General features: G+C 49.7%; 20 protein-coding genes. 5 read left to right on the top strand and 15 right to left on the bottom strand.

Translation table 11 applies throughout. The annotated features are described in order from the left end of the window. Positions 1 to 145: 145 nt before the first annotated feature. The 13 genes from mnmE to T491_RS16030 all read right to left on the bottom strand — a co-directional run bounded on the left by mnmE (position 146) and on the right by T491_RS16030 (position 13,990). Positions 146 to 1,489, bottom strand: coding sequence for a tRNA uridine-5-carboxymethylaminomethyl(34) synthesis GTPase MnmE (mnmE, locus tag T491_RS0108005; protein ID WP_028903435.1), 1,344 nt, complete (start codon positions 1,487 to 1,489; stop codon positions 146 to 148). Then, positions 1,490 to 2,362, bottom strand: a complete 873-nt coding sequence (locus tag T491_RS0108010; RefSeq protein ID WP_028903436.1) for a nucleoside phosphorylase — start codon at positions 2,360 to 2,362, stop codon at positions 1,490 to 1,492. It lies immediately after the preceding gene. A gap of 12 nt (positions 2,363 to 2,374) precedes the next feature. Next, on the bottom strand, positions 2,375 to 3,511 hold the full coding sequence (locus T491_RS0108015; protein WP_028903437.1) for a hypothetical protein: 1,137 nt from the start codon (positions 3,509 to 3,511) through the stop codon (positions 2,375 to 2,377). A 2-nt stretch (positions 3,512 to 3,513) separates the two neighbouring features. Then, complete coding sequence (locus T491_RS0108020; protein ID WP_028903438.1) at positions 3,514 to 4,296, bottom strand: tRNA 2-thiocytidine biosynthesis TtcA family protein; 783 nt, start codon at positions 4,294 to 4,296, stop codon at positions 3,514 to 3,516. Then, complete coding sequence (locus T491_RS0108025; protein WP_028903439.1) at positions 4,283 to 6,643, bottom strand: bifunctional dihydroorotate dehydrogenase B NAD binding subunit/NADPH-dependent glutamate synthase; 2,361 nt, start codon at positions 6,641 to 6,643, stop codon at positions 4,283 to 4,285. The genes T491_RS0108020 and T491_RS0108025 overlap by 14 nt, the downstream gene beginning before the upstream one ends. A gap of 20 nt (positions 6,644 to 6,663) precedes the next feature. Beyond that, positions 6,664 to 7,983: a serine--tRNA ligase gene (gene serS, locus T491_RS0108030; RefSeq protein ID WP_028903440.1), complete on the bottom strand. Its 1,320-nt coding sequence runs from the start codon at positions 7,981 to 7,983 to the stop codon at positions 6,664 to 6,666. A 169-nt stretch (positions 7,984 to 8,152) separates the two neighbouring features. Next, positions 8,153 to 8,416, bottom strand: coding sequence for a 50S ribosomal protein L27 (rpmA, locus tag T491_RS0108035; protein WP_013064241.1), 264 nt, complete (start codon positions 8,414 to 8,416; stop codon positions 8,153 to 8,155). 21 nt (positions 8,417 to 8,437) lie between these two features. After that, positions 8,438 to 8,755 carry a 50S ribosomal protein L21 gene (gene rplU, locus T491_RS0108040; protein ID WP_028903441.1) on the bottom strand — a complete coding sequence of 106 codons (318 nt, stop codon included), beginning with the start codon at positions 8,753 to 8,755 and terminating at the stop codon, positions 8,438 to 8,440. A gap of 604 nt (positions 8,756 to 9,359) precedes the next feature. Further along, positions 9,360 to 10,523 carry an AIR synthase-related protein gene (locus tag T491_RS0108045; protein ID WP_028903442.1) on the bottom strand — a complete coding sequence of 388 codons (1,164 nt, stop codon included), beginning with the start codon at positions 10,521 to 10,523 and terminating at the stop codon, positions 9,360 to 9,362. 9 nt (positions 10,524 to 10,532) lie between these two features. Continuing rightward, the gene (locus T491_RS0108050; RefSeq protein WP_028903443.1) at positions 10,533 to 11,285 is read right to left on the bottom strand and encodes a shikimate dehydrogenase; all 753 of its coding nucleotides are present in this window, start codon (positions 11,283 to 11,285) and stop codon (positions 10,533 to 10,535) included. A gap of 13 nt (positions 11,286 to 11,298) precedes the next feature. After that, the gene (gene ubiE / locus T491_RS0108055) at positions 11,299 to 12,030 is read right to left on the bottom strand and encodes a bifunctional demethylmenaquinone methyltransferase/2-methoxy-6-polyprenyl-1,4-benzoquinol methylase UbiE (RefSeq protein ID WP_028903444.1); all 732 of its coding nucleotides are present in this window, start codon (positions 12,028 to 12,030) and stop codon (positions 11,299 to 11,301) included. Between the two features lie 32 nt (positions 12,031 to 12,062). Next, complete coding sequence (locus tag T491_RS0108060) at positions 12,063 to 13,019, bottom strand: phosphoribosylaminoimidazolesuccinocarboxamide synthase (RefSeq protein WP_028903445.1); 957 nt, start codon at positions 13,017 to 13,019, stop codon at positions 12,063 to 12,065. After that, complete coding sequence (locus T491_RS16030) at positions 13,016 to 13,990, bottom strand: PhoH family protein (RefSeq protein WP_036915708.1); 975 nt, start codon at positions 13,988 to 13,990, stop codon at positions 13,016 to 13,018. Before T491_RS16030 ends, T491_RS0108060 begins: the two co-directional genes overlap by 4 nt. 78 nt (positions 13,991 to 14,068) lie before the next feature. Here T491_RS16030 and T491_RS0108070 point away from each other — a divergent pair, with 78 nt between their 5' ends. Beyond that, the gene (locus tag T491_RS0108070) at positions 14,069 to 14,803 is read left to right on the top strand and encodes a DUF5715 family protein (RefSeq protein ID WP_028903446.1); all 735 of its coding nucleotides are present in this window, start codon (positions 14,069 to 14,071) and stop codon (positions 14,801 to 14,803) included. A gap of 31 nt (positions 14,804 to 14,834) precedes the next feature. Further along, the gene (locus tag T491_RS0108075; protein ID WP_028903447.1) at positions 14,835 to 15,710 is read left to right on the top strand and encodes a neutral zinc metallopeptidase; all 876 of its coding nucleotides are present in this window, start codon (positions 14,835 to 14,837) and stop codon (positions 15,708 to 15,710) included. Here T491_RS0108075 and rlmH read toward each other — a convergent pair whose 3' ends face one another. Both rlmH and T491_RS0108085 read right to left on the bottom strand, forming a co-directional pair. Then, a complete protein-coding gene (gene rlmH, locus T491_RS0108080) occupies positions 15,711 to 16,181 on the bottom strand; it encodes a 23S rRNA (pseudouridine(1915)-N(3))-methyltransferase RlmH (RefSeq protein WP_028903448.1) in 471 nt (156 codons plus the stop codon). Beyond that, positions 16,178 to 17,494 carry a GH25 family lysozyme gene (locus T491_RS0108085; protein WP_028903449.1) on the bottom strand — a complete coding sequence of 439 codons (1,317 nt, stop codon included), beginning with the start codon at positions 17,492 to 17,494 and terminating at the stop codon, positions 16,178 to 16,180. The genes rlmH and T491_RS0108085 overlap by 4 nt, the downstream gene beginning before the upstream one ends. A gap of 82 nt (positions 17,495 to 17,576) precedes the next feature. Between T491_RS0108085 and T491_RS0108090 the strand changes: the two genes are divergently transcribed. The 3 genes from T491_RS0108090 (at position 17,577) to leuC (ending at position 21,946) form a co-directional block, all read left to right on the top strand. Further along, positions 17,577 to 18,737, top strand: coding sequence for an iron-containing alcohol dehydrogenase (locus tag T491_RS0108090; protein ID WP_028903450.1), 1,161 nt, complete (start codon positions 17,577 to 17,579; stop codon positions 18,735 to 18,737). Positions 18,738 to 19,046: 309 nt separating this feature from the next. Then, positions 19,047 to 20,552, top strand: coding sequence for a 2-isopropylmalate synthase (locus T491_RS0108095; RefSeq protein WP_028903451.1), 1,506 nt, complete (start codon positions 19,047 to 19,049; stop codon positions 20,550 to 20,552). Continuing rightward, complete coding sequence (leuC, locus tag T491_RS0108100; RefSeq protein WP_028903452.1) at positions 20,552 to 21,946, top strand: 3-isopropylmalate dehydratase large subunit; 1,395 nt, start codon at positions 20,552 to 20,554, stop codon at positions 21,944 to 21,946. The genes T491_RS0108095 and leuC overlap by 1 nt, the downstream gene beginning before the upstream one ends. Position 21,947: the final 1 nt, after the last annotated feature.

Consider the following 21,947-nt stretch of genomic DNA (forward strand, 5'->3'; position numbering starts at 1 on the left):
TCCCAAACGTACAAATAACGTACAAAAATGAGCGAAAAAAATATCATCAACGATTAACGCTGATGATATTGCGAGTGTGGAATTGCTTGAAAATAAACGATTTAGTCATATCGAGTCATATCGAGTGATGACCGTTAATCGTATTCTATTTTCCCACGCAAAAGTTTTTAAATATATTTCCTAATACTTCGTTGGGGGTTATCTGGCCGCCGGTGATCTCGGCAAGGGTGTCGAGGGCTTGGCGGAGGTCTTCGCTGAGAAGGTCGCCGCTTAGTTGCATTTCGAGTCCGTCGATAACACGCTGGATGTTGTCGTGGGCGCGAACCAAAGCGTCGTAGTGGCGAGCGTTGGTGACGATGATATCGTTCTCTGTGAGGGTGGAAATGTCGGCAGCCTCGTAGATGGCTCGCTCTAACTCATCGATCCCAGTGCCAAACTTCGCGCTGATGGCGATAAATGGTATGTTTAACAAATTGTAACTATTGTTACTGTCTTTATCAGATTTGTTTTTGATGATGATAAGTTTTTTATTTTCAGAGTGTCGATTGATGTTATTTATTTCTTCTCTTGAAGGTTCTGTATCGATGAGCCAAAGAACGATGCGGGCCTTTTGAATAGCCTGGTAGGTGCGGTCGATACCTATCTGTTCGATGGTGTCAGAGGTCTCTCTGATACCTGCAGTATCGATGAAACGGAAGGTGACGCCATGGATGTCGATGGTGTCTTCGATGGTGTCGCGGGTGGTGCCGTGAATATCAGAAACGATGGCGCGATCGTCCTTCAGTAGGCGATTGAGTAGGGTGGATTTACCTACATTGGTTTTGCCTACAATAGCCACGGGGATGCCTTGCTTGAGGGCTTGTCCTGTTTCGAAACTCTGGGCTAAACGGATGATGTGATTGTAAATCGTTTTGGTAAGTTCTGTAAGTTCGCTGCGGTCGGCAAACTCTAGATCCTCGTGGTCGGAAAAATCAAGTTCGAGCTCCAAGAGCGAGGTGAGCTTGAGTAGTTGTTCGCGCAGTTGGGCGAGCTTTGATGAAAAATGACCGCGCAGCTGACTCATGGCTATCTGATGGGTAGTCTGATTGGTAGAGGCTATCAGGTCGGCCACAGCTTCGGCCTGCGAGAGGTCCATCTTGCCGTTCAGATAGGCACGCTGGGTGAATTCGCCTGGGCCAGCCTGACGGCAACCGTTAGCTATCAGCAAGGCTATCACCTTATTCAGAATGTAACGCGAGCCGTGACAGGAAATCTCTGCACTCTCTTCGCCCGTATAAGAGTGGGGGGCACGGAATACGCTCACCAGAACCTCGTCGATAATCTCTTCGCCGTTCTTGATATGTCCATAATGAATGGTGTTGGGCTGGGCCTGCAAGAGGTCCTTTGAAAATACATGAGAAAGAATCTCAAGCGATTTAGGGCCTGAGATTCTTATAATTCCTATAGCGCCACCTGGGGCTGTGGCGAGAGCGCAGATTGTTTCGTTCATTTAAATGCGGTTGAGTACTTTTTCGATAAGTGTGTCGATAGAGTTTTTATACTCTGTGTTCATTTTCTGGGCGTAGCGATTAGCGATGACCATGCAGCAGGTCATAGCGCGATGACCCAGCAGCGACGCCATACCAGCGAGCGCACTCGATTCCATCTCGAAATTGCAGATCTTCAGGCCATCATACTCAAAGTTTTCAATCTTCTCGTTCTGTTTGGGATCCTCGATATTGGCACGGAGTACACGTCCCTGAGGGCCGTAGAATCCACCACACGAGATGGTGTAGCCGCAAACCATATCGTCCTTGGCAATGCGGTCGATGAGCTCAGCATCGGCTACCGATACGTAAGGAGCGCCCTTGATGGGGTTCCAATTCATGTGCTGCTTGAAGGCTTCTTCAAGCTTCAGGTCGCACACTTTGTTACGGTCGGCATAGTAGTTGAGCAGACCATCAAAACCAATGCTCTTTACCGATGCCACGAAGCAACCTGTAGGGGTGTTGGGCTGCAAACCGCCACAGGTACCGATACGTACCATGGTGAGGGTGCGGTGCTCGGCTTTCTCCTCGCGGGTGTTATAATCGATGTTGGCGAGCGTGTCGAGCTCGTTGGCTACGATGTCGATATTATCGCAGCCGATACCGTGACTCTGACAGGTGATACGCTTGCCTTTATACATACCTGTGATAGTGTGGAACTCGCGGCTCGACACCTCGCACTCTTTTGAGTCGAAATGGGCAGCAACGGTATCAACACGGGCTGGGTCGCCTACCAGCACCACCTTGTCGGCCAGCTGTTCAGGCTTCAGATGCAGATGGAAACATGAACCATCGGCATTGATAATCAGTTCTGATTCTGGAAATTTCTTTTTCATAGACTGTATGTATTATTGTTGTTTACTACTGATTTCGGCATTACGTGTGGCCTTGTCCAACTGTTTGACGTGAGCGTTCAGCTTGATGACCTCGTCTTCAAGCTTCAGAATCTCACTCTTCATCTGCTTTCTCTCGTTGGTATTGGCCTTGTGATACTCCTGACGCAGCTGGTCCAGACGTGAGTTGGCGATTTCGAGCTCATACTGCTCTTTCATCAGCTTCTGGTAAAGCGATTTTGCCTCTTTCGACTGGAAATGTACTGCTGAAGCTTCGCCATCAGTGCTCACCATTTCGCCTGAAGCACCATTAGCGGCATATTTGTTTTTGATGCGCTCGAGTGCGGCCTTCCGTTCCTGACCATTGCCCCAGGTGTCGGCGATTCTTGCGATGTCGGCAAAGCGACGTATCTTCTCCTCTGAATATTTCGAGGCATCGTAGGTCTTACGCGCATCGGCTGGGATGAAGATGTAGATGCAGACCTTACCCTCAGGCTGGCGACGGTCGCTGGCAAAGTAACCAATACGATTAGTTTCGTCGATAGCGTACATGTAGTCGTTGGCCTCAGAGTTGAAGGGCATGCCCAGATTCTCTGGTTTCAGGAAACTGCCGCTACGTGAGTCGTAGCGTGTCATGAAGATATCGTAGCCGCCAATACTCTCTTCGCCCTTGCCTGCAAAGTAGAAGGTGACACCATCTGAAAGCATGAAGGGGTAGGAGGCCTCGTCGATGCCTTCGTTGAGGCCCTGCAGGGCCTGCGGATGGCTCCACTCGTTGCCTAACTTATCGGATGTGAACAGTTGCTGCTGTTTGCCCTCTTGCTGACTGAAATATATCTTATTGCCCATCTCGTTGATGTAGAGACAGCCTTTGAGCTGATTGCGGAAGAAGGCGCCCGTATTCATGAGCTGCCCAGATTCCGACGATAGGCGGATGGCTGAGAGAAACTGCTCTTTGTTGGTTACAATACTGTCGATGAAGATAATCTGCTGGGTCATCGCACGCATGTTGGTGATACGTGGGTCTTCCAGTGGCTCTTCGACTACAGGCTCTGGCTTTGGGCGTGGTTTAATGCGCTTCTTCTTCTGTGCTGCCATCGGTAGTGCCAGCAAGAGTGCCAATATCAGTATTGTAATTTTCCTTAGTTTCATATCTATTCTTCAATTAGTTTATTGTCTTCGTTAAGTGCGTTCCACATGCTGTAGCGGGCCTCTGGATTCATACGCTCAATGGCGTCGTATAGCTGCTTAATGTCTGCGCGATGCGAGTAGGTCTCGTAGGGACAGAGCTTCTGCTGTTTCTGATAGCCCTGTAGTTGGGCATACTGCTTGATGTCGTTCTCCTCAATCATACATAGCGGACGGATGATAGCGAGTGGCATCTTGCGCATCTTCAGCAGGGCAGGCATGGTGTCGAATCGCCCTTGGAAGGTTAGGTTCATCAGCGCTGTGTGCAGCAGGTCGTCCTGATGGTGGCCTAAGGCTATCTTGTTGCAGCCTAACGCCTGTGCCAGATTGAACATCTGCTTGCGACGGTTCCATGAGCACAGGAAACAGGGTGTTTTCTGCTTGCGGCGACGGGCTGCATCGGTAGGTTGTCCCGATTCTGTCGCAGCATCAACCTCGAAGTGGGTTGTCAGCACATGAAGCTCGACGCCCAGATTGTCGCAGAACTGCTGTAGATAGCTGGTGTCAGTCTCATAGTGGATGTTTTCCATCCTGACGTGCAGCGCCTCTACCTTGAATCGTGGATGCTGGATGCGCGAACGTCTGGCCAGCAGTTCGAGTAACAGGAGCGAATCCTTGCCACCCGATAGGCCCACGAGTATGTGGTCATCATCTTCTATCAGATGATAAGTAGCCATCGCCTTGACAAAACGCTCATTGAGACGATGCCAGAGGCGATGGCTCTCTTTATCTTGATTAGGCTTCTCCACGCAGATGCTTATCCATATTCAATGCAGCACGACGGCCATCACCCATAGCGAGGATGACTGTTGCACCACCACGCACGATGTCGCCACCAGCGAAGATCTCAGCACGTGAAGACTGCATCTCCTCGCTTACGGCAATAGTGTTCTTGCGTCCCAGCTTCAAGCCCTCGATACTCTTGGGTACCAGTGGGTTGGGCGACACACCTACAGCCACAATCACCTGATCGACATCGAGTGTAACGGTCTTGCCCTCAACAGGAACAGGACTGCGACGACCTGATGCATCGGGCTCTCCCAGCTCCATCACCTGGAGAACGGCCTGTTTTACAGCACCAGTCTCATCAGCGATGTACTCGATAGGATTGTGGAGTGTGAGGAATTTGATACCCTCTTCCTTGGCGTGCTTCACCTCTTCCAGACGGGCTGGCATCTCTACCTCAGAACGGCGATAAACCAGTGTCACGTCGGCGCCCAGACGCTTGGCTGTACGACAAGAGTCCATAGCGGTGTTACCACCACCTACAACCAGCACGCTCTTGGCTGGATTCAATGGGGTGTCAGTAGTTGGGTTGGCAGCGTCCATCAGGTTCACACGGGTCAGATACTCGTTCGACGACATGATGTTGATGCTGTTCTCGCCAGGGATATTCATGAAGTTCGGCAGACCAGCGCCAGAACCTACAAAGATGCCCTTGAAGCCCTGCTTCTCAAGCTGTTCTACGCTGATGGTCTTACCTACGATGACGTCGGTCTGGAAATGTACACCCATCTTGGCCAGATTCTCAATTTCTACGTCGACAATCTTGTTGGGCAGACGGAACTCGGGGATACCGTACTTCAGTACACCACCGATTTCGTGTAAGGCTTCAAATACATATACATCATAACCTTTCTTCACCATATCGCCTGCAAAGCTCAGTCCGGCAGGACCAGAACCTACTACGGCAATCTTCATGCCGTTGGCTGGTGCAATCTCAGGCAGAGAGATGTTGCCACTCTCGCGTTCAAAGTCAGCAGCGAAACGCTCCAGATAGCCGATGGCTACAGCGGGCTCGTTCATCTTCAGGTGGATACATTTGCTCTCACACTGTTTCTCCTGAGGACAAACACGTCCGCAGACAGCGGGGAGGGCAGAGGTGTTCTTCAGTACCTTAGCGGCTGCCAGGAACTGACCACGCTCGATGTTCTTGATGAACGAGGGGATATTGATGTTTACAGGGCAGCCCTCAACACAAGTAGGTTTGGCGCAGTCCAGACAACGTTTGGCCTCTGTCATCGCCATCTCCTTGGTCAGGCCGATATTCACCTCCTCAGTACGGGTGGTTGCACGATAAACGGGGTCGAGCTCTGGCATCACTACGCGCTCAATCTGTGTGCGCTCCTTGGGTTTCATGCTCTTTCTGAGCTCATCGCGCCAAGCGGCGTTACGATCGGTCAGCACCTCGATGGTGTCGTTGGTTGGGTCGGCATCCATCACCACATCGGTGGTTTTGGTCTCGACCTTCTCCTCGGCATTAAGGCTGTCCAGATGCTCCTCGTAGTGGGCCAGTTCTTCCTGCTCTTCGCGCTTAAAGGTGCCCATACGCTTAAACATCTCGTCCCAGTCAACCAGTGCGCCGTCGAATTCAGGACCATCGATACAAACGAACTTGGTCTTGCCTCCGATGGTGAGTCGGCATGCGCCACACATACCTGTTCCGTCGACCATGATGGTGTTCAGGCTGACTTCGCAAGGGATGTTGTGCTTCTGAGCGGTAAGATTTGAGAATTTCATCATGATAGGAGGGCCGATAGCGAATACCTTGTCCACATGTGGCTCCTGGTCAATGAATTTCTCGATACCAACGGTTACTACGCCTTTCTCGCCGTAGCTGCCATCATCGGTCATGATGATTACTTCGTCAGAACTTTCGCGTACCTTGTCTTCAAGGATGATCAGGTCCTTAGAGCGACCAGCCATTACTGAGAGCACACGGTTGCCAGCGGCCTTGAGTGCCTGGATAATGGGCAGCATAGGTGCTACGCCCAATCCACCACCTGCGCAGACTACTGTTCCGTAGTTCTCAATCTTTGTGGGGTTACCTAATGGACCAACCACGTCAGTCACATAGTCGCCCACATTCAGGGCACAGAGTTTTTTGGATGAGAGTCCCACCATCTGTACTACGAGTGTGATGGTACCCTTGTCGATGTCTGCGCCAGCGATGGTCAGCGGCATGCGCTCACCTTTCTTGCCTACGCGCACGATTACGAAGTTGCCTGCCTTACGGCTCTTCGCAATCAGTGGAGCTTCGATCTCAAAAAGAAAAACCTTCTCGGAGAACTGCTCTTTTCTAACGATTTTGTTCATAAGTATTTGTAAGTTGTTGATTAATCAATCATGTCGCAACCCATGTAGGGAACGAGTGCTGCAGGAATCTTAATGCCGTTCTCTGTCTGGTTGTTCTCCAGCAGAGCTGCAACGATTCTTGGCAGAGCCAGAGCCGAACCATTCAGCGTGTGGCACAGCTCGGTCTTCTTGGTCTCGCTATTGCGATAGCGGCACTTCAAGCGGTTGGCCTGATAGGTGTCGAAATTAGATACACTTGATACCTCGAGCCAGCGCCCCTGAGCCTCTGAGTATACCTCGAAGTCGTAGCAGATGGCGCTTGTAAAGCTCTGATCGCCGCCGCAGAGTAGCAGAATACGATAGGGGAGCTCTAACTTCTTGAGCAGGCCTTCAACGTGCTCCAGCATCTCTTTGTGACTCTCCTTTGAGTGCTCGGGCTTATCGATACGAACAATCTCAATCTTCGAGAACTCGTGCAGACGGTTCAGACCACGAACATCCTTACCATATGAGCCTGCCTCACGACGGAAGCACTCTGTGTAAGCACAGTTCTTGATAGGCAGATCCTTCTCGTCGAGAATCACGTCGCGATAGATGTTGGTTACAGGTACCTCGGCTGTTGGGATGAGATAGAAATCATCTACCTCGCAGTGGTACATTTGTCCTTCCTTGTCGGGCAGCTGGCCTGTGCCATAGCCTGAGGCAGCGTTAACTACTGTAGGTGGCATAATCTCTGTGTAACCGCTCTTGCGGGCCTCGTCGAGGAAAAAGTTGATGAGGGCGCGCTGCAGACGGGCTCCCTTGCCGATATAAACAGGGAAGCCGGCACCAGTGATCTTTACGCCCAGATCAAAGTCGATGAGGTTGTATTTCTTGGCGAGCTCCCAGTGGGGCAGGGGATTGGCAATACCCAGCTTGGGGTTTACATCCCAGTTGCCAACAGTATCGTCGGCGGTGCACTCCTTCAGGTTGCTCTTCACTACGTGGTTGTCCTCGGCAGCCTTGCCTTCGGGCACTTCGTCGTATGGAATGTTAGGAATCTGGCAGAGCAGAGTGGTCATCTCTTCCTGAGCCTTGGCCATAGTCTCGTCCATTTCCTTTGATTTCTCCTTCAACTGGGCCACCTGAGCCTTTACCTGCTCAGCCTCGTCCTTCTTGCCTTCTTTCATCAGTCGGCCTATCTGTCCTGAGAGCTGTTTCTGCTCGTTCAGACACTTGTCGAGCTCCTGTTGTGCCTCACGACGACGCTTGTCAACGGCCAAAACCTGATTGATGGCCTCTTTAGCGCCAGCAAAATGTTTCTTCTCCAATCCGCGAATCACGCGTTCTGTTTCCTCATTGATGAGTTTGAGTGTTAACATATCAAATACGTATTTATTTGTTTATATTCTTTTTCTAAGGCGCAAAGGTACAAATAATCGATTAAATAGCCAAGAAAATAGCCTTAAAAATGCAGAAATCCCGCTACTCCTTGCGGAGTGCGGGAATCTGTTGTTTGTTTGGAATAAGTTGTTTCTTTAAAATTTTACCTTAGGCCTCAGCATTAGGAATTACTGATACAACGCTCTTGTTGTACTTGCCCTTGTGGAAGTTTACGGTACCGTCTACGAGAGCGTAGAGAGTGTCGTCCTTACCAATGGCAACGTTGTTACCAGGATTGTGCTTTGTACCACGCTGGCGAACGATGATGTTACCAGCTACGCACTGCTGACCACCGAAGATCTTGATGCCAAGTCGCTGAGCTGCGCTCTCACGACCGTTCTTAGAACTACCTACACCTTTCTTATGTGCCATAATGTTGTTCCTCCTACGTTTTTAAGCGATTACCGACTTGATTACTACTTCTGTGAACTGCTCACGATGACCGTTGCGAACGCGATAGTCCTTACGACGCTTCATCTTGAAAACGATGACCTTGTCACCCTTTACGAGTGGGTTCACTACTTCACACACTACTTTTGCTCCATCTACGGTGGGAGCACCTACCTTCACTGCGCCGTCAGCATCTACGAGCAGTACCTTGTCAAATTCAACAGTCTTGCCTGCCTCAACATCCTTGATGTGGTGCACGAAGAGCTTCTTGCCCTCCTCAGCCTTGAACTGCTGACCCTGAATTTCTACAATTGCGTACATTTTGCTTTTATTTGTATTTAGGGGTTTTTCCGCGAGGCGGCATACGTTCGTACACACTTAACTCTGCCCCAACGGACTCTAACGGGGTGCAAAGGTACATAATTTTTATATAATAGTGAATAGTGAATAGTGAAAAGTAGTAAGATTTATGAAAGTTTAACTATTCGAGCGCGGGCAAAAAATAAAGCGATGACTTTCGCAAGCGATCGCTCCATATCTTCAATAGGTATTAGTCTTCTAAGGTAAAAAGATTGTTTTCAGGATAACGGTGGCAAAGGTAAGGTTTTTTTCGGAAACTCACAAATTTTTTGGCGTTTTTTTTTGATGAATCGTCAATGTGTGCCTACACAGCGATTAATTTTATAAAATGTTAACATAAAATATTATACAATCGTTTGCATTTTGAGTAGTTGTGCGTGCAAAAAAAACTTTCCAAGAAGCAATTGTTGGTACCAGAAGGTTAGGGCTTATTTATTATTATATTAAGGTTCGCGCGCGTGTACACCTTTAGCTGTACTTCTTTCCGTGGCGATGACGGCTTTAAAAAAGTACAGCGGAGGACTCAATTTGGCCTCCGCTGTGCTTGTATAGGTTGAAAAAACGATTAATAATCGAATGTGCCGAACTCGCTCTTGATGGTGAGACTCTTCTTACCTTCCTCGATGTGACCAACTACCTGAGCGTCGATGTTGAACGACTTTGATATCGCGATTACCTTGTCGGCAACCTCGGGACGTACGTAGATTTCCATACGGTGACCCATGTTGAATACCTGGTACATCTCCTTCCAGTCGGTGCCTGAACACTCGTGGATAGCACGGAAGAGTGGGGGAACGGGGAACATGTTGTCCTTCACTACGCGGCAGTTGGCATTTACAAAGTGGAGCACCTTGGTCTGGGCACCGCCTGTGCAGTGAACCATACCGTGAATTTCAGGACGGAGTTCGTCGAGCAACTTCTTGATGACAGGAGCGTAAGTGCGGGTTGGCGAAAGAACAAGCTGACCTGCATTCACGGGAGCGCCTTCTACAGCGTCGGTGAGCTTGTATTTTCCACTAAACACGAGTTCTTCGGGTACGGCGTGATCATAACTCTCTGGGTAATTCTCTGCCAGATACTTGGCGAACACGTCGTGACGGGCTGAGGTGAGACCGTTAGATCCCATACCGCCGTTGTAGCGTTTTTCGTAGGTGGCCTGACCTGTAGATGAAAGACCGACGATGACGTCGCCAGGACGAATGTTGGCATTGTCGATGACGTCGGCGCGCTTCATACGGCAGGTAACGGTGCTGTCGACGATGATGGTTCGAACCAGATCGCCTACATCGGCTGTCTCACCACCAGTGGGATAGATGCCGATTCCCATCTCGCGGAGCTCGCTGAGCAGTTCGTCGGTACCATTGATGACGGCAGAGATAACTTCGCCAGGGATGAGCATCTTGTTGCGGCCGATGGTGCTTGATACCAGGATGTTATCCACGGCACCTACGCAGAGCAAGTCGTCGGTATTCATAACGATGGCATCCTGAGCGATACCTTTCCATACTGACAGGTCACCGGTCTCTTTCCAATACATGTAGGCAAGGGCCGATTTTGTGCCAGCGCCGTCGGCGTGCATGATGTTGCAATACTCTGGGTTGCCCCCTAAGATGTCGGGAATAATCTTACAGAAGGCCTGTGGGAAAATACCCTTATCAATGTTTTTGATGGCGTTGTGCACATCTTCCTTGGCGGCACTTACGCCTCGCATCATATATCTGTTGTCCATAATCTTTTTTTATTTATCGTTTCCGTGCCAGAACTCCCAACTGGCAAAGGCTTGCAGGAGTAGCATTTCGAGACCGTTTTTCACCTCGGCACCGTATTTTGCCCCCTTACGCATAAACAGTGTTTGGTCGGGGTTGTAAATCAGGTCGTAGAGGATGGTATGTGAGTCCATTGCCTCGTAGGGCAGGTCGGGGCACTCGTCGGTTTTGGGGTACATGCCTAATGGTGTGCAGTTGACAATGACGTTGTATTCCTTGACTACCTCGGGGGTAATCTGACTGTATTGAATCGTGTCGGGGCGCTCGTAGCGGCTAACAAACACGGGCTCAATGCCTAATGACTTGAGACCGAAGTTGATGGCTTTTGAGGCACCGCCTGTGCCCAGAATGAGGGCTTTCTTGTGCCATTTTGGATCGAGCATGCTCTCGATGCTTTGAGTAAAACCAATGACATCGCTGTTGTAGCCCTTGAGCAACGTCTTGTTCTTCTCGTGAACCACTCGGATGACGTTAACAGCGCCAATGGCTCGTGCCTCGGGCGAAATGCTGTCGAGGAAAGGAATCACCTTCTCTTTATAAGGGATGGTGACGTTGAGTCCCTTCAGATTGGGATTGCGGTCAATGATCTCGGGCAGATCGTCAATGGTGGGAATCTCGAAATTCTCGTACTTGGCATTGATACCTTCATCGGCAAACTTCTGATTGAAGTAGCTGATGGAGAATGAGTGGCCCAAGGGGTAGCCGATAAGTCCGTACTTGTCCATTTTTTTATAATACCTATTTAGTTGCGAAATACATCGTGCAAATGCCAAACGTTAACCGCTTGAATGAAGCTTCGACAAAGCCGGCCTTCAGCAGGATATCGACCATGCGCTCACCTTGTGGGAAAGCCTCGATGGTCTTGGTGAGATAGGGGTAGGCGCTGGTGTCCTTGCTGATCAGTCGTCCATATACAGGCAGCACGGTGTGTGCGTAGATATGGAACAACTGCTTCATGGGGAACGAGACGGGCGACGTAAGTTCGACGATAGAGAGGTGACCGCCTGGTTTGAGTACACGGTAAATCTCGCGTAAACCGGCATCGAGGTCGGCAAAGTTGCGGATACCGAAGGCTGCGGTCACGGCATCGAAAGTGTCGCTATGGTATGACAGGTTCAGGCAGTCTTCTTTCTCGAAAGTCACGATATGGTCGAGACCGAGTGCCTTTACCTTCTGACGGCCTATCTCCATCATACCCTCGCTGATGTCGGCGCCCACTAAGCGGGCGGGCTTCAGCATCTGGGCCGACAGAATGGCAAAATCGCCTGTGCCAGTGGCGATATCGAGCAGTGACTGTGGGGTATAGGGCTGCAAAGCCTTGATGGCCTTGCGGCGCCACCCCTTATCGATATCCCACGACAGACGGTGGTTCAGCTTATCATAGGTAGGCGCGATGTTGTCGAACATCTGTTCTACCTGTGAGGCTTTCTCGCCATCGCCGTATGGCTTGATCTTCTCCTGCTCGTACATGTTTGTTGACAATTGATAATTGAAGTAGACTATTAACGAGACTTGAAGGCTGTCAACCAGTTGCTGACGTTTTTCTCGATACGCTCGGCGATGTCGTCGTCGCTGGTTTCACGCTCAAACTTCTCGCCGACAATGTGTTCGTAGAGTTCGATGTAACGGTCGGAAACGCTCTCTGCATACTCGTCGGTAATCTCAGGCATTGTCTGTCCGGGCTCGTTCATGAAGTCGTGCTCGATGAGCCACTGGCGAACGAATTCCTTAGAGAGCTGGCGCTGGGGCTCTCCCTTAGCGAGTTTCTCCTCGTAGCCATCAGCGTAGAAGTAGCGGCTTGAGTCGGGGGTGTGGATTTCGTCGATGAGGTAAACTTTTCCATCGCGCTTACCAAACTCGTACTTGGTGTCGACAAGAATCAGTCCACGCTTGGCAGCAATCTCCTGTCCGCGAGCGAAAATCTTGCGGGTGTAATCCTCCATGATGGCGTAGTCCTCAGCTGATACGATGCCCTGAGCAATGATCTCTTCCTTCGAGATGTTCATGTCGTGACCTTCGTCGGCCTTAGTGGTTGGAGTGATGATGGGCTCGGGGAAACGCTCGTTTTCCTTCATGCCGTCGGGCAGTTTTACGCCACAGAGCTCACGACAACCGTTCTTGTACTCGCGCCAAGCTGAACCCGTCAGGATAGAGCGGATAATCATCTCCACGCGGAAACCTTCGCACTTCAAACCTACGGTAACCATAGGATCGGGGGTGGCCAATTTCCAGTTAGGGCAGATGTCGGTAGTGGCATCAAGGAACTTGGCTGCTATCTGGTTGAGTACCTGACCCTTGAAAGGGATTCCCTTAGGCAGCACAACGTCGAATGCTGAGATACGATCGGTGGCTACCATCACCATCAGATCGTCGTTGATGTTGTACACATCGCGTACCTTTCCATGATACACGCTCTTCTGTCCTGCGAACTTAAAGTCCGTCTTAGTTAATGCTTTCATCTCTTTATTGTGTTATTATCAAATTCACCTTTCATCTCCTTATCGAATTCCTCGTAGGCATTCACGATGCGGGTTACGAGCTTGTGGCGTACGATGTCGCCGCGGTCCAGGTTTACAATCCCGATACCTTCTACATTATTTAATATATGCAAGGCCTCGATGAGTCCGCTTTTCTGTGAGTGGGGCAGATCTATCTGGGTCATGTCGCCCGTGATGATCATCTTGGTATTCCAGCCCATGCGGGTGAGGAACATTCGGATCTGGGCAGGCGTGGTGTTCTGTGCCTCGTCGAGAATCACTACAGCATCAGAGAGCGTACGACCACGCATAAAGGCTAATGGGGCAATCTGGATGATGTGCTTCTCCATCATGTCCTGCAGCTTCACTTGTGGAAGCATATCCTCAAGGGCATCGTAAAGCGGTTGCAGATAAGGATCAATCTTCTCCTTCATGTCGCCTGGCAAGAAGCCGAGTTTCTCACCAGCCTCGACGGCGGGACGTGAGAGGATGATTTTCTTGGCAGTCTTGTCCTTCAGCGCCTTGACGGCCAAAGCGATAGAGAGATAGGTTTTACCTGTACCAGCAGGTCCGACGGCAAACACCATGTCGTTCTGGTTGTAGGCCTCGATGAGTCGTTGCTGATTGGGTGTACGGGCCTTGATAGGGCGTCCTGACATGGAGTAGACTACAACGCCATCAGGCACGTCGTCGCGCGTGCGATTACCTTTAATAATGTCTAGGATATCCTCGTCGCCAAGGGAGTTGAAGCGGAGTACGTGAGCGCGCAGCTTCTCAACACTTTCCTCGAAAGCTGCCATCTGTTCCTCGTCGCCTAACACACGGATGACATTGTCACGGGCCATGATGCGCAGTTTTGGATATAGCGAGCGAATCATCTGCAAGTGCCCGTTGCCAACCCCATAGAATATGACGGGGTCAATGTCTTCTAATACGATATGTTTCTCTATCAAAAGCTGAAGTTTTTTAAAATTTGGGCACAAAGTTACAAAAATTATTTGTATCTTTGCAACGCAAAAGAAAATTTTTAGATGAAACTGACAAAAAAACGATATTTAATGGGGTTTACGGCAATGGTTTTGTTGCTGGCGGCAATTCGTGCAGCGTATCCACAGGTGGCTGAGAGCCAAAGTGATGAGCCATCGGTAGAGCCTGTAGCTCAAGAAATCGTCGGTCCTCAGTTGAAAACTGATAAACCTCACAAAATATATTCAGTACCAAGTTTCAAGGCTTGTTTCCCAGATACGCAGGCTGTGCAGCTGACTGCTGCGATGAAGTGGGGGGTGAAACGCGTAAAAAATCGCGAAGATGCAGAGAAACGCAAAAACGAACTGGTATATGTGGGCGCAAATCCGTATTATCATATCGATCGCCTCTATTCCAGCATCCCGTATCTGGTACCTCGTGCGGCTGTGTTACTGCAGGATATTGGTCAGGCGTTTTTCGACAGTCTCTATGTCAAGGGCATTCCCTTGCATCGTCCGATAGTGACCAGCGTACTCCGCTCGCAGGAGGATGTGGCCAAACTGCGTCGCCACAATGGGAACGCTACAGAGAACTCATGCCACCTCTATGGTACCACATTCGATATCTGTTATAACCGTTATGAAACGGTGGAGGATCCTGATGGACCAGCCCGTCGTGCGGTGCGTAATGACTCGCTGAAATATGTACTCTCAGAGGTGCTGCGCGATATGCGCGAACAAGGTCGCTGCTACATCAAATACGAGGTGAAGCAAGGCTGTTTTCACATGACGGTACGGTGATAAGAATATTAAAAAATAAAACCTTCAAGCTATGAGATTAGACGGAAGACGTGAAAGCTCGCATGTTGATGACCGTCGCGGCATGGGCGGTGGTGTCAAGGCTGGTATTGGTGGAATCGGGGGCATTATTCTGATAGCGCTGTTTACATTTCTACAGGGTGGTGATGTGACGGATGTGGTGCAGAATGTGGTACAGCAAACCATGCAGGCGCCTACAGAGACCGTTGGTGAGGAGCATTTTACAGAGGAGGAACAGGAGTTGGCCTCTGACTGTAAGAAGATTCTGGCCAGTACGGAGGAGGTGTGGACTAAGGTCTTTCAGGAGAATGGTTGGGGTGAGTATCAGTATCCTACACTTGTGCTGTTTACCAACCAGGTCAACTCGGCTTGTGGCTCGGCTACGGCTGCTGTAGGGCCGTTCTATTGTTCGGCCGACCAGAAACTGTATGTTGATCTGTCGTTCTTCACGCAGATGAAACGTCAGTTGGGTGTCGAAGGTAATACTTTTGCTTATGCGTATGTGATTGCCCACGAGATTGGCCATCATGTAGAGTATCTGACTGGTACATTGAATAAGGCACATTCGGCTATGAATCAGACAGATAAAGTGACGGCTAATCAGATTAGTGTGCGACTGGAGCTATTGGCCGACTACTATGCAGGCGTTTGGGCGCACTATGAGGATGCCATCAATCACTCAATGGAGTATGGCGATCTGGAAAAGGGCTTGGAGTTGGCAAAGGCTATCGGCGACGACTGGCTGCAGAAGAAGGCGCAGGGGCGTGCTACGCCCGAATCGTTTACGCATGGTACCAGCGATCAGCGTAAGCGTTGGCTGAAGCGCGGCTACGAAACGGGTGATATGCGTATCACTACCTTCAGCGTTCAGAACTATAATGATCTGTAATTACTCGTGGTGATAAGGCTCGCCCTTGATGATGGTGCAGGCACGATAGATCTGCTCTGTAAATACCAAGCGGATCATCTGGTGCGAGAATGTCATTTTTGAGAGCGACAACTGCTCGTTGGCACGGGCATAGACATCTTGTGAAAATCCATACGGTCCGCCTACGACGAATATCAGTCGGCGGGCCGTATTGCGTTTCTGCTCCAGCCACTTGGCAAACTCAATGCTGCGAAACTCCTTGCCATGCTCGTCGAGCAGCACTACGGTGTCGCTGGTCTGAATCTGTTTTAGTATCAGTTCGCCCTCTGCTTGTTTCTGTTGGTCTTCTGAAAGACTCTTGGTGTTCTTGAGCTCGGGGATGGTTACCAAGTCGAAGGGCATATAGTGGCCTATGCGGTCACAGTAGTCGTTGATGCCTGCTTGAAAATGCTTGTCGGTGGTCTTGCCCACCAGGATCAGTATCGTCTTCATTTGATGGATTTTTGTTGTACGAATGTTTCAAACTGGCTCTTGTAGCCATTAAACACATTGATGTCCACATCACCGTGTATGCCTTTGACGCGTCCGTCAGGGCACAACTGCCAGAAGGCCAGGCGCACATCGGGCTTGTACTCGCCATAGCGGGCTATCCACACGTCATAGTCGCGCTTGATATCTGGCGCCAGCGAGAAGTACTTGTTGATGAACATCTGGTTGATGTATAGGATAGGTGATACGCCGCAGCGTCTTTTTACCAGTTGAAGCCATATACGGATTTGTTGGAACATCTTCTCAGGGCCGCCAGCAGCTGCTATCTGGGCATCGCTGGGTTCAACATCGAGTACGGGGGGAAGGTCGCCCTTCTTGAATAGGGTGTTATTGATGAAGTGTTGTGCCTGAGCTGCGCCCGAGGTCTTGAGTGAGAAGAAATGGTATGCGCCGATGGGGATGCCGTGTTTGCGTGCTGCGGCATAGTCGGAAACGTAGTATTTGTTGCGTACCGTGGTACCTTCGGTACTCTTGATGAAGATGAACGATACGGGATAATCGGCTGTGCCGTGTACATTCTTATGACTTTTACGTCCTAAATAGCTGATGCCGAGCTGCTTCCAGTTGATAGGGAATACTTGGCGCCCCTTGCCGTGCTGATAGCGGGCAATGTCGATGCCATAGATACGTTCCGAGGTGTACTTCATGCGCTCGCCCCAGAAGCGGTTTTTCTTCCATTCGCCTACCTGCAGACGGGGATTGTCGTTGGCAGGCGTGAGTAGTTGGATGCCAAAACCGTCGCGCTGGTTCTCTGCCCAGTGGCCTTCGAAATAGCAGCCTTCGGCGATATAGGCGCCGTGACCGTCGGCTTCTATGCCCTTGAAGTCGCCCAAATAGGTACCTAAGGTGTCAACACGTATACCTGTCTTGATGGTGTCGGCCTCATAGATGCCTATAACCGTGAAACCTGCAGAGTCGGTGGTGAGGACGGTGCCCTCGTGCTGGCGGTTACGCCAGCGACCTACGTTCCAGACGGTCAGACATCGGGCTGGCTCTATCGTCAGGCGCTTGCCGTTGGCAAAGGCTGCCACCATCTCGTAACCTTCGTCCATCACATTGTGACGGTCGAAGTAATATTTGAATTCGTCGCCAAAATCAGGCTTGCTGTCATGCTTCGGTGTGTCGGCAACCATAGCGGCTGATGGTTGGAAGTGTGTACTCAGCTGCATACCTTGGTGCGAAGGTTTGCCAATCAGGTAAGTAGATGCCGACAGCAGTATAAAGGGTGATATAATAGATATTAATACCTTTTTCATTTATTTACATCATTTCGGGTGCAAAGTTACAAATTATTTTCTTATCTTTGCAAGCAAAATAACGTAAAAAACTAGCGATATGATAAAGGACTTTAATTTTTATGCACCTACACGCGTGGTGTTTGGTTGCGAGAGTGAGGAGAAACTTCCAGGGTTGATTAAACAATATGGGGGTACCAGGGTGCTGGTACACTATGGAGGAGGCAGTGCCCGTCGCTCAGGGTTGCTTGATAAGGTTGAGAAAATGCTGGGCGATGCTGGTATCAGCTTTGTTGAGTTGGGTGGGGTGGTGCCTAATCCCTTATTAAGTAAGGTACGCGAGGGTATCGCCTTATGCCAGCGTGAAAATGTTGACTTTATCTTAGCTGTTGGCGGCGGAAGCGTGATTGATTCGTCGAAGGCTATCGGCTATGGTGTTGGTTATCAGGGTGATGTGTGGGACTTCTGGGATGGTAAGGCGGTGCCTCAGTCATGTCTGCCTATCGGCGTTATGCTGACAATTCCTGCTGCTGGCTCCGAGATGTCGTCGAGTTGTGTGATTACTAACGATGATGGTATGCTGAAGCGTGGTGTGAACAGCGATTTGAGTCGCTGTAAGTTCGCTATCATGAATCCTGAACGCACCTATACCTTGCCTGCTTATCAGACTGCCGCAGGTGCTACCGATATTATGATGCATACGATGGAGCGCTACTTCTCGAAATATGAGGATGCTATGCTGACTGACGCCATTGCCGAAGCCCTACTGCGCACAGTGATAGAGGCAACGCCAGTGGTTCTGCACCAGCCTGAGGACTATAAGCATCGTGCAGCCATCATGTGGGCCAGTTCATTATCGCACAATGATCTGACTGAATGTGGTACGGAGAAGGATTTCGCATGTCATAAATTGGAGCATGAACTGAGTGGCATGTTTGGTGTGACACATGGTGCGGGACTGGCTGCCATCTGGGGCTCGTGGGCGCGCTATGTGCTGGATAAGCATAGTGCCCGATTCGAGAAATTTGCCAGAAATGTGATGGGTGTTGAAGGTGCCACGAAGGGTATCGAAGCTGTTGAGCAGTTCTTTAAATCTATCGGCATGCCTATTAGTATTCCAGAATTGGTGGGAAGAAAGGTTACCAATGAAGAGATTGATGCTCTCGTAGATAAGTGTAGTCGGGGTGGCAAGATGAACATTGGAGCAATGGAGGTGCTGACACCCGACGATATGAAGAAAATCTATCAAAAGGCTAACATTTAATAAGTAATTATTGCGTAAATATGATAATTTGATAGAAATCTTAATAAAAAAGTTACAAATTGTTTGTTTATTCCAAAAGAAATGATTACTTTTGCACCCGAATTTAAAAAAGTAAGCAAAAATGAAGAGTCTGAATCTACTTAACGGCCTGATTATTATTCGACTGCATGGGGCAGGCGGAAGTGATTTAGGTGCGTATATAAGTTAGATATAATGATACTGAATGTTATAGAGCCTTTCTCACTTCCGAGTGTGAAAGGCTTTTTTCTTGGAATATATAGTCAAACAATTAATTAAGAAACAAAAGAAATGAGTGACAGATTGTTTATTTTCGACACAACGCTCCGCGACGGCGAACAGGTGCCCGGATGCCAATTGAACACTGTAGAGAAGATACAGGTGGCAAAGGCGCTTGAGCAGTTGGGCGTGGACGTGATCGAAGCAGGATTCCCTATCTCAAGTCCAGGCGACTTTAACAGTGTGATTGAAATTTCGAAAGCGGTTACATGGCCAGTGATTTGTGCGCTGACACGTGCCGTTGAACGGGATATCGACGTGGCTTTCGAAGCCCTGCAGTATGCCAAACACAAGCGTATCCATACGGGTATCGGCACTAGCGACGAGCATATTCTGTATAAGTTCAATTCTACCCGCGAAGAAATTCTGGAGCGTGCAGTTGCAGCTACCAAATATGCCAAGCGATTTGTAGACGATGTGGAATTCTACTGCGAGGATGCTGGACGTACGGATAATGAATATCTGGCTCAGGTGGTAGAGGCTGTTATCAAGGCTGGTGCGACGGTGGTGAATATTCCTGATACCACAGGGTATTGTCTGCCACAGGAGTATTTCGAGAAAATCAAGTACTTGAAGGAGCATGTTGATAATATCGATCGTGCCATTATCTCAACCCATTGCCATAACGACCTGGGTATGGCTACAGCCAACACTTTCAGTGGTGTGATGGCTGGTGCCCGTCAGGTGGAGGTAACCATCAATGGTATTGGCGAGCGTGCTGGTAACACCTCGCTCGAAGAAATCGCGATGATACTGAAGTGTCACAAGCAGTTAGGCATCGAGACCAATATCAATACTACCAAAATTTATCCCACCAGCCGTATGGTATCGAGCTTGATGAACATGCCTGTTCAGCCTAACAAGGCTATCGTGGGGCGTAATGCCTTTGCACACTCAAGCGGTATCCATCAGGATGGTGTGCTGAAGAATGTGCAGACATACGAGATTATGGACCCCAAAGACGTGGGTATTGATGATAACTCGATTGTACTCACCGCCCGCTCTGGTCGAGCTGCCTTGAAGCATCGTCTGCATGTGAACGGCGTGGATCTGACTGAGGAAAAACTGGATAAAGTATATGAGAAGTTCCTGGTGCTGGCTGATCAGAAGAAAGAGGTGAGCGATGCTGATGCCCTGATGCTGGCTGGTGCAGATACAGCTGATACACACGCCGTTCGCCTTGATTTCTTGCAGGTTACTACCGGTAAGGGCGTGAAGAGTGTGGCCAGTATCGGGCTCGACATCAGTGGACAGAAATTCGAGGCGGCAGCTTCTGGTAACGGTCCTGTGGATGCGGCTATCAAAGCTCTTAAGAAGATTATCATGAAACAGATGACGCTGAAGGAGTTTACCATTCAGGCCATCTCTAAGGGCTCTGACGATGTGGGTAAAGTTCACATGCAAGTGGAGTACGATGGTGCACTTTACTATGGTTTTGGTGCCAATACTGATATCGTAACCGCCAGTGTCGAGGCTTATGTCGATTGTATCAACAAATTTAAGAAGGAGGAAGACTAATGAATACACTCTTTGATAAAATATGGGATAAACACGTGGTGCAGCAAGTACCCGACGGCCCCACACAGTTATATATAGACCGCTTGTATTGTCACGAGGTAACATCGCCTCAGGCATTCGACGGCATGCGTGCTCGCGGATTGAAATGTTTCCGTCCGAAGCAAATCTACTGTATGCCCGATCATAACACACCTACACATGATCAGGACAAACCTATCGCAGACCCTATCTCGAAGGCGCAGGTAGATACGCTCGAAAAGAATGCGGTAGAGTTCGGATTGACACACTATGGCATGATGTCGAAGGATAATGGTATTATCCATGTGGTAGGTCCCGAGAAAGGCCTGAGCCTGCCAGGCATGACGATTGTCTGTGGCGACTCGCATACCTCTACACATGGTGCTATGGGTGCTGTGGCCTTTGGTATCGGTACCAGTGAGGTTGAGATGGTAATGGCTTCGCAGTGTATCCTGCAACAGAAACCCAAATCGATGCGCATTTCGATTAATGGTGTATTAGGTAAGGGGGTAACGCCCAAGGATGTGGCACTCTATCTGATGGCGCAGATCACTACCAGCGGTGCAACGGGCTACTTCATCGAATATGCAGGTTCGACTGTTAAGGCAATGTCGATGGAAGGCCGATTGACACTCTGCAATCTCTCTATCGAGATGGGGGCACGTGGTGGTTTTATAGCACCTGATAGCACCACCTTTAATTATTTGAAAGGTCGCGAATATGCGCCAAAGGGTGAGGATTGGGATAAGGCTGTGGCATACTGGAAGACACTGAAGAGCGGTGATGATGCTGTATTCGACAAGGAACTGACCTTCGATGCGGCTGACATAGAACCTCGTGTCACCTATGGCACCAACCCTGGTATGGGTATTGGTATCACTGAGGCAATACCCGGTAATGCGCAACAAGCCAATTCACCCGAAGCTGGTTTCGAGAAGGCATTGAACTATATGGGCTTCGAGGCAGGGCAGAAATTGTTGGGTACGAAGGTGGACTATGTCTTCTTAGGCGCTTGTACCAATGGTCGTATTGAGGATTTCCGTGCGTTTGCCCATCTGGTTAAAGGTCGCCATAAGTCGCCCGATGTGGTAGCCTGGCTGGTGCCTGGCTCGTGGGTTGTTGATAAGCAGATACGTGAGGAAGGTCTTGATCAGATATTTGAGGCAGCTGGTTTCGCTATCCGTCAGCCAGGCTGTTCGGCTTGCCTTGCAATGAACGATGATAAGGTGCCTGCTGGCAAGTTGGCGGTATCAACTTCGAACCGCAATTTTGAAGGTCGCCAAGGTCCTGGTGCCCGTACCATATTGGCATCGCCTCTGACCGCTGCAGCAGCAGCCATTACGGGTGTAATTACTGATCCACGAGAGTTAATTTAAG

The organism is Prevotella sp. P6B4 (assembly GCF_000619985.1).
Classification (GTDB): Bacteria; Bacteroidota; Bacteroidia; order Bacteroidales; family Bacteroidaceae; genus Prevotella.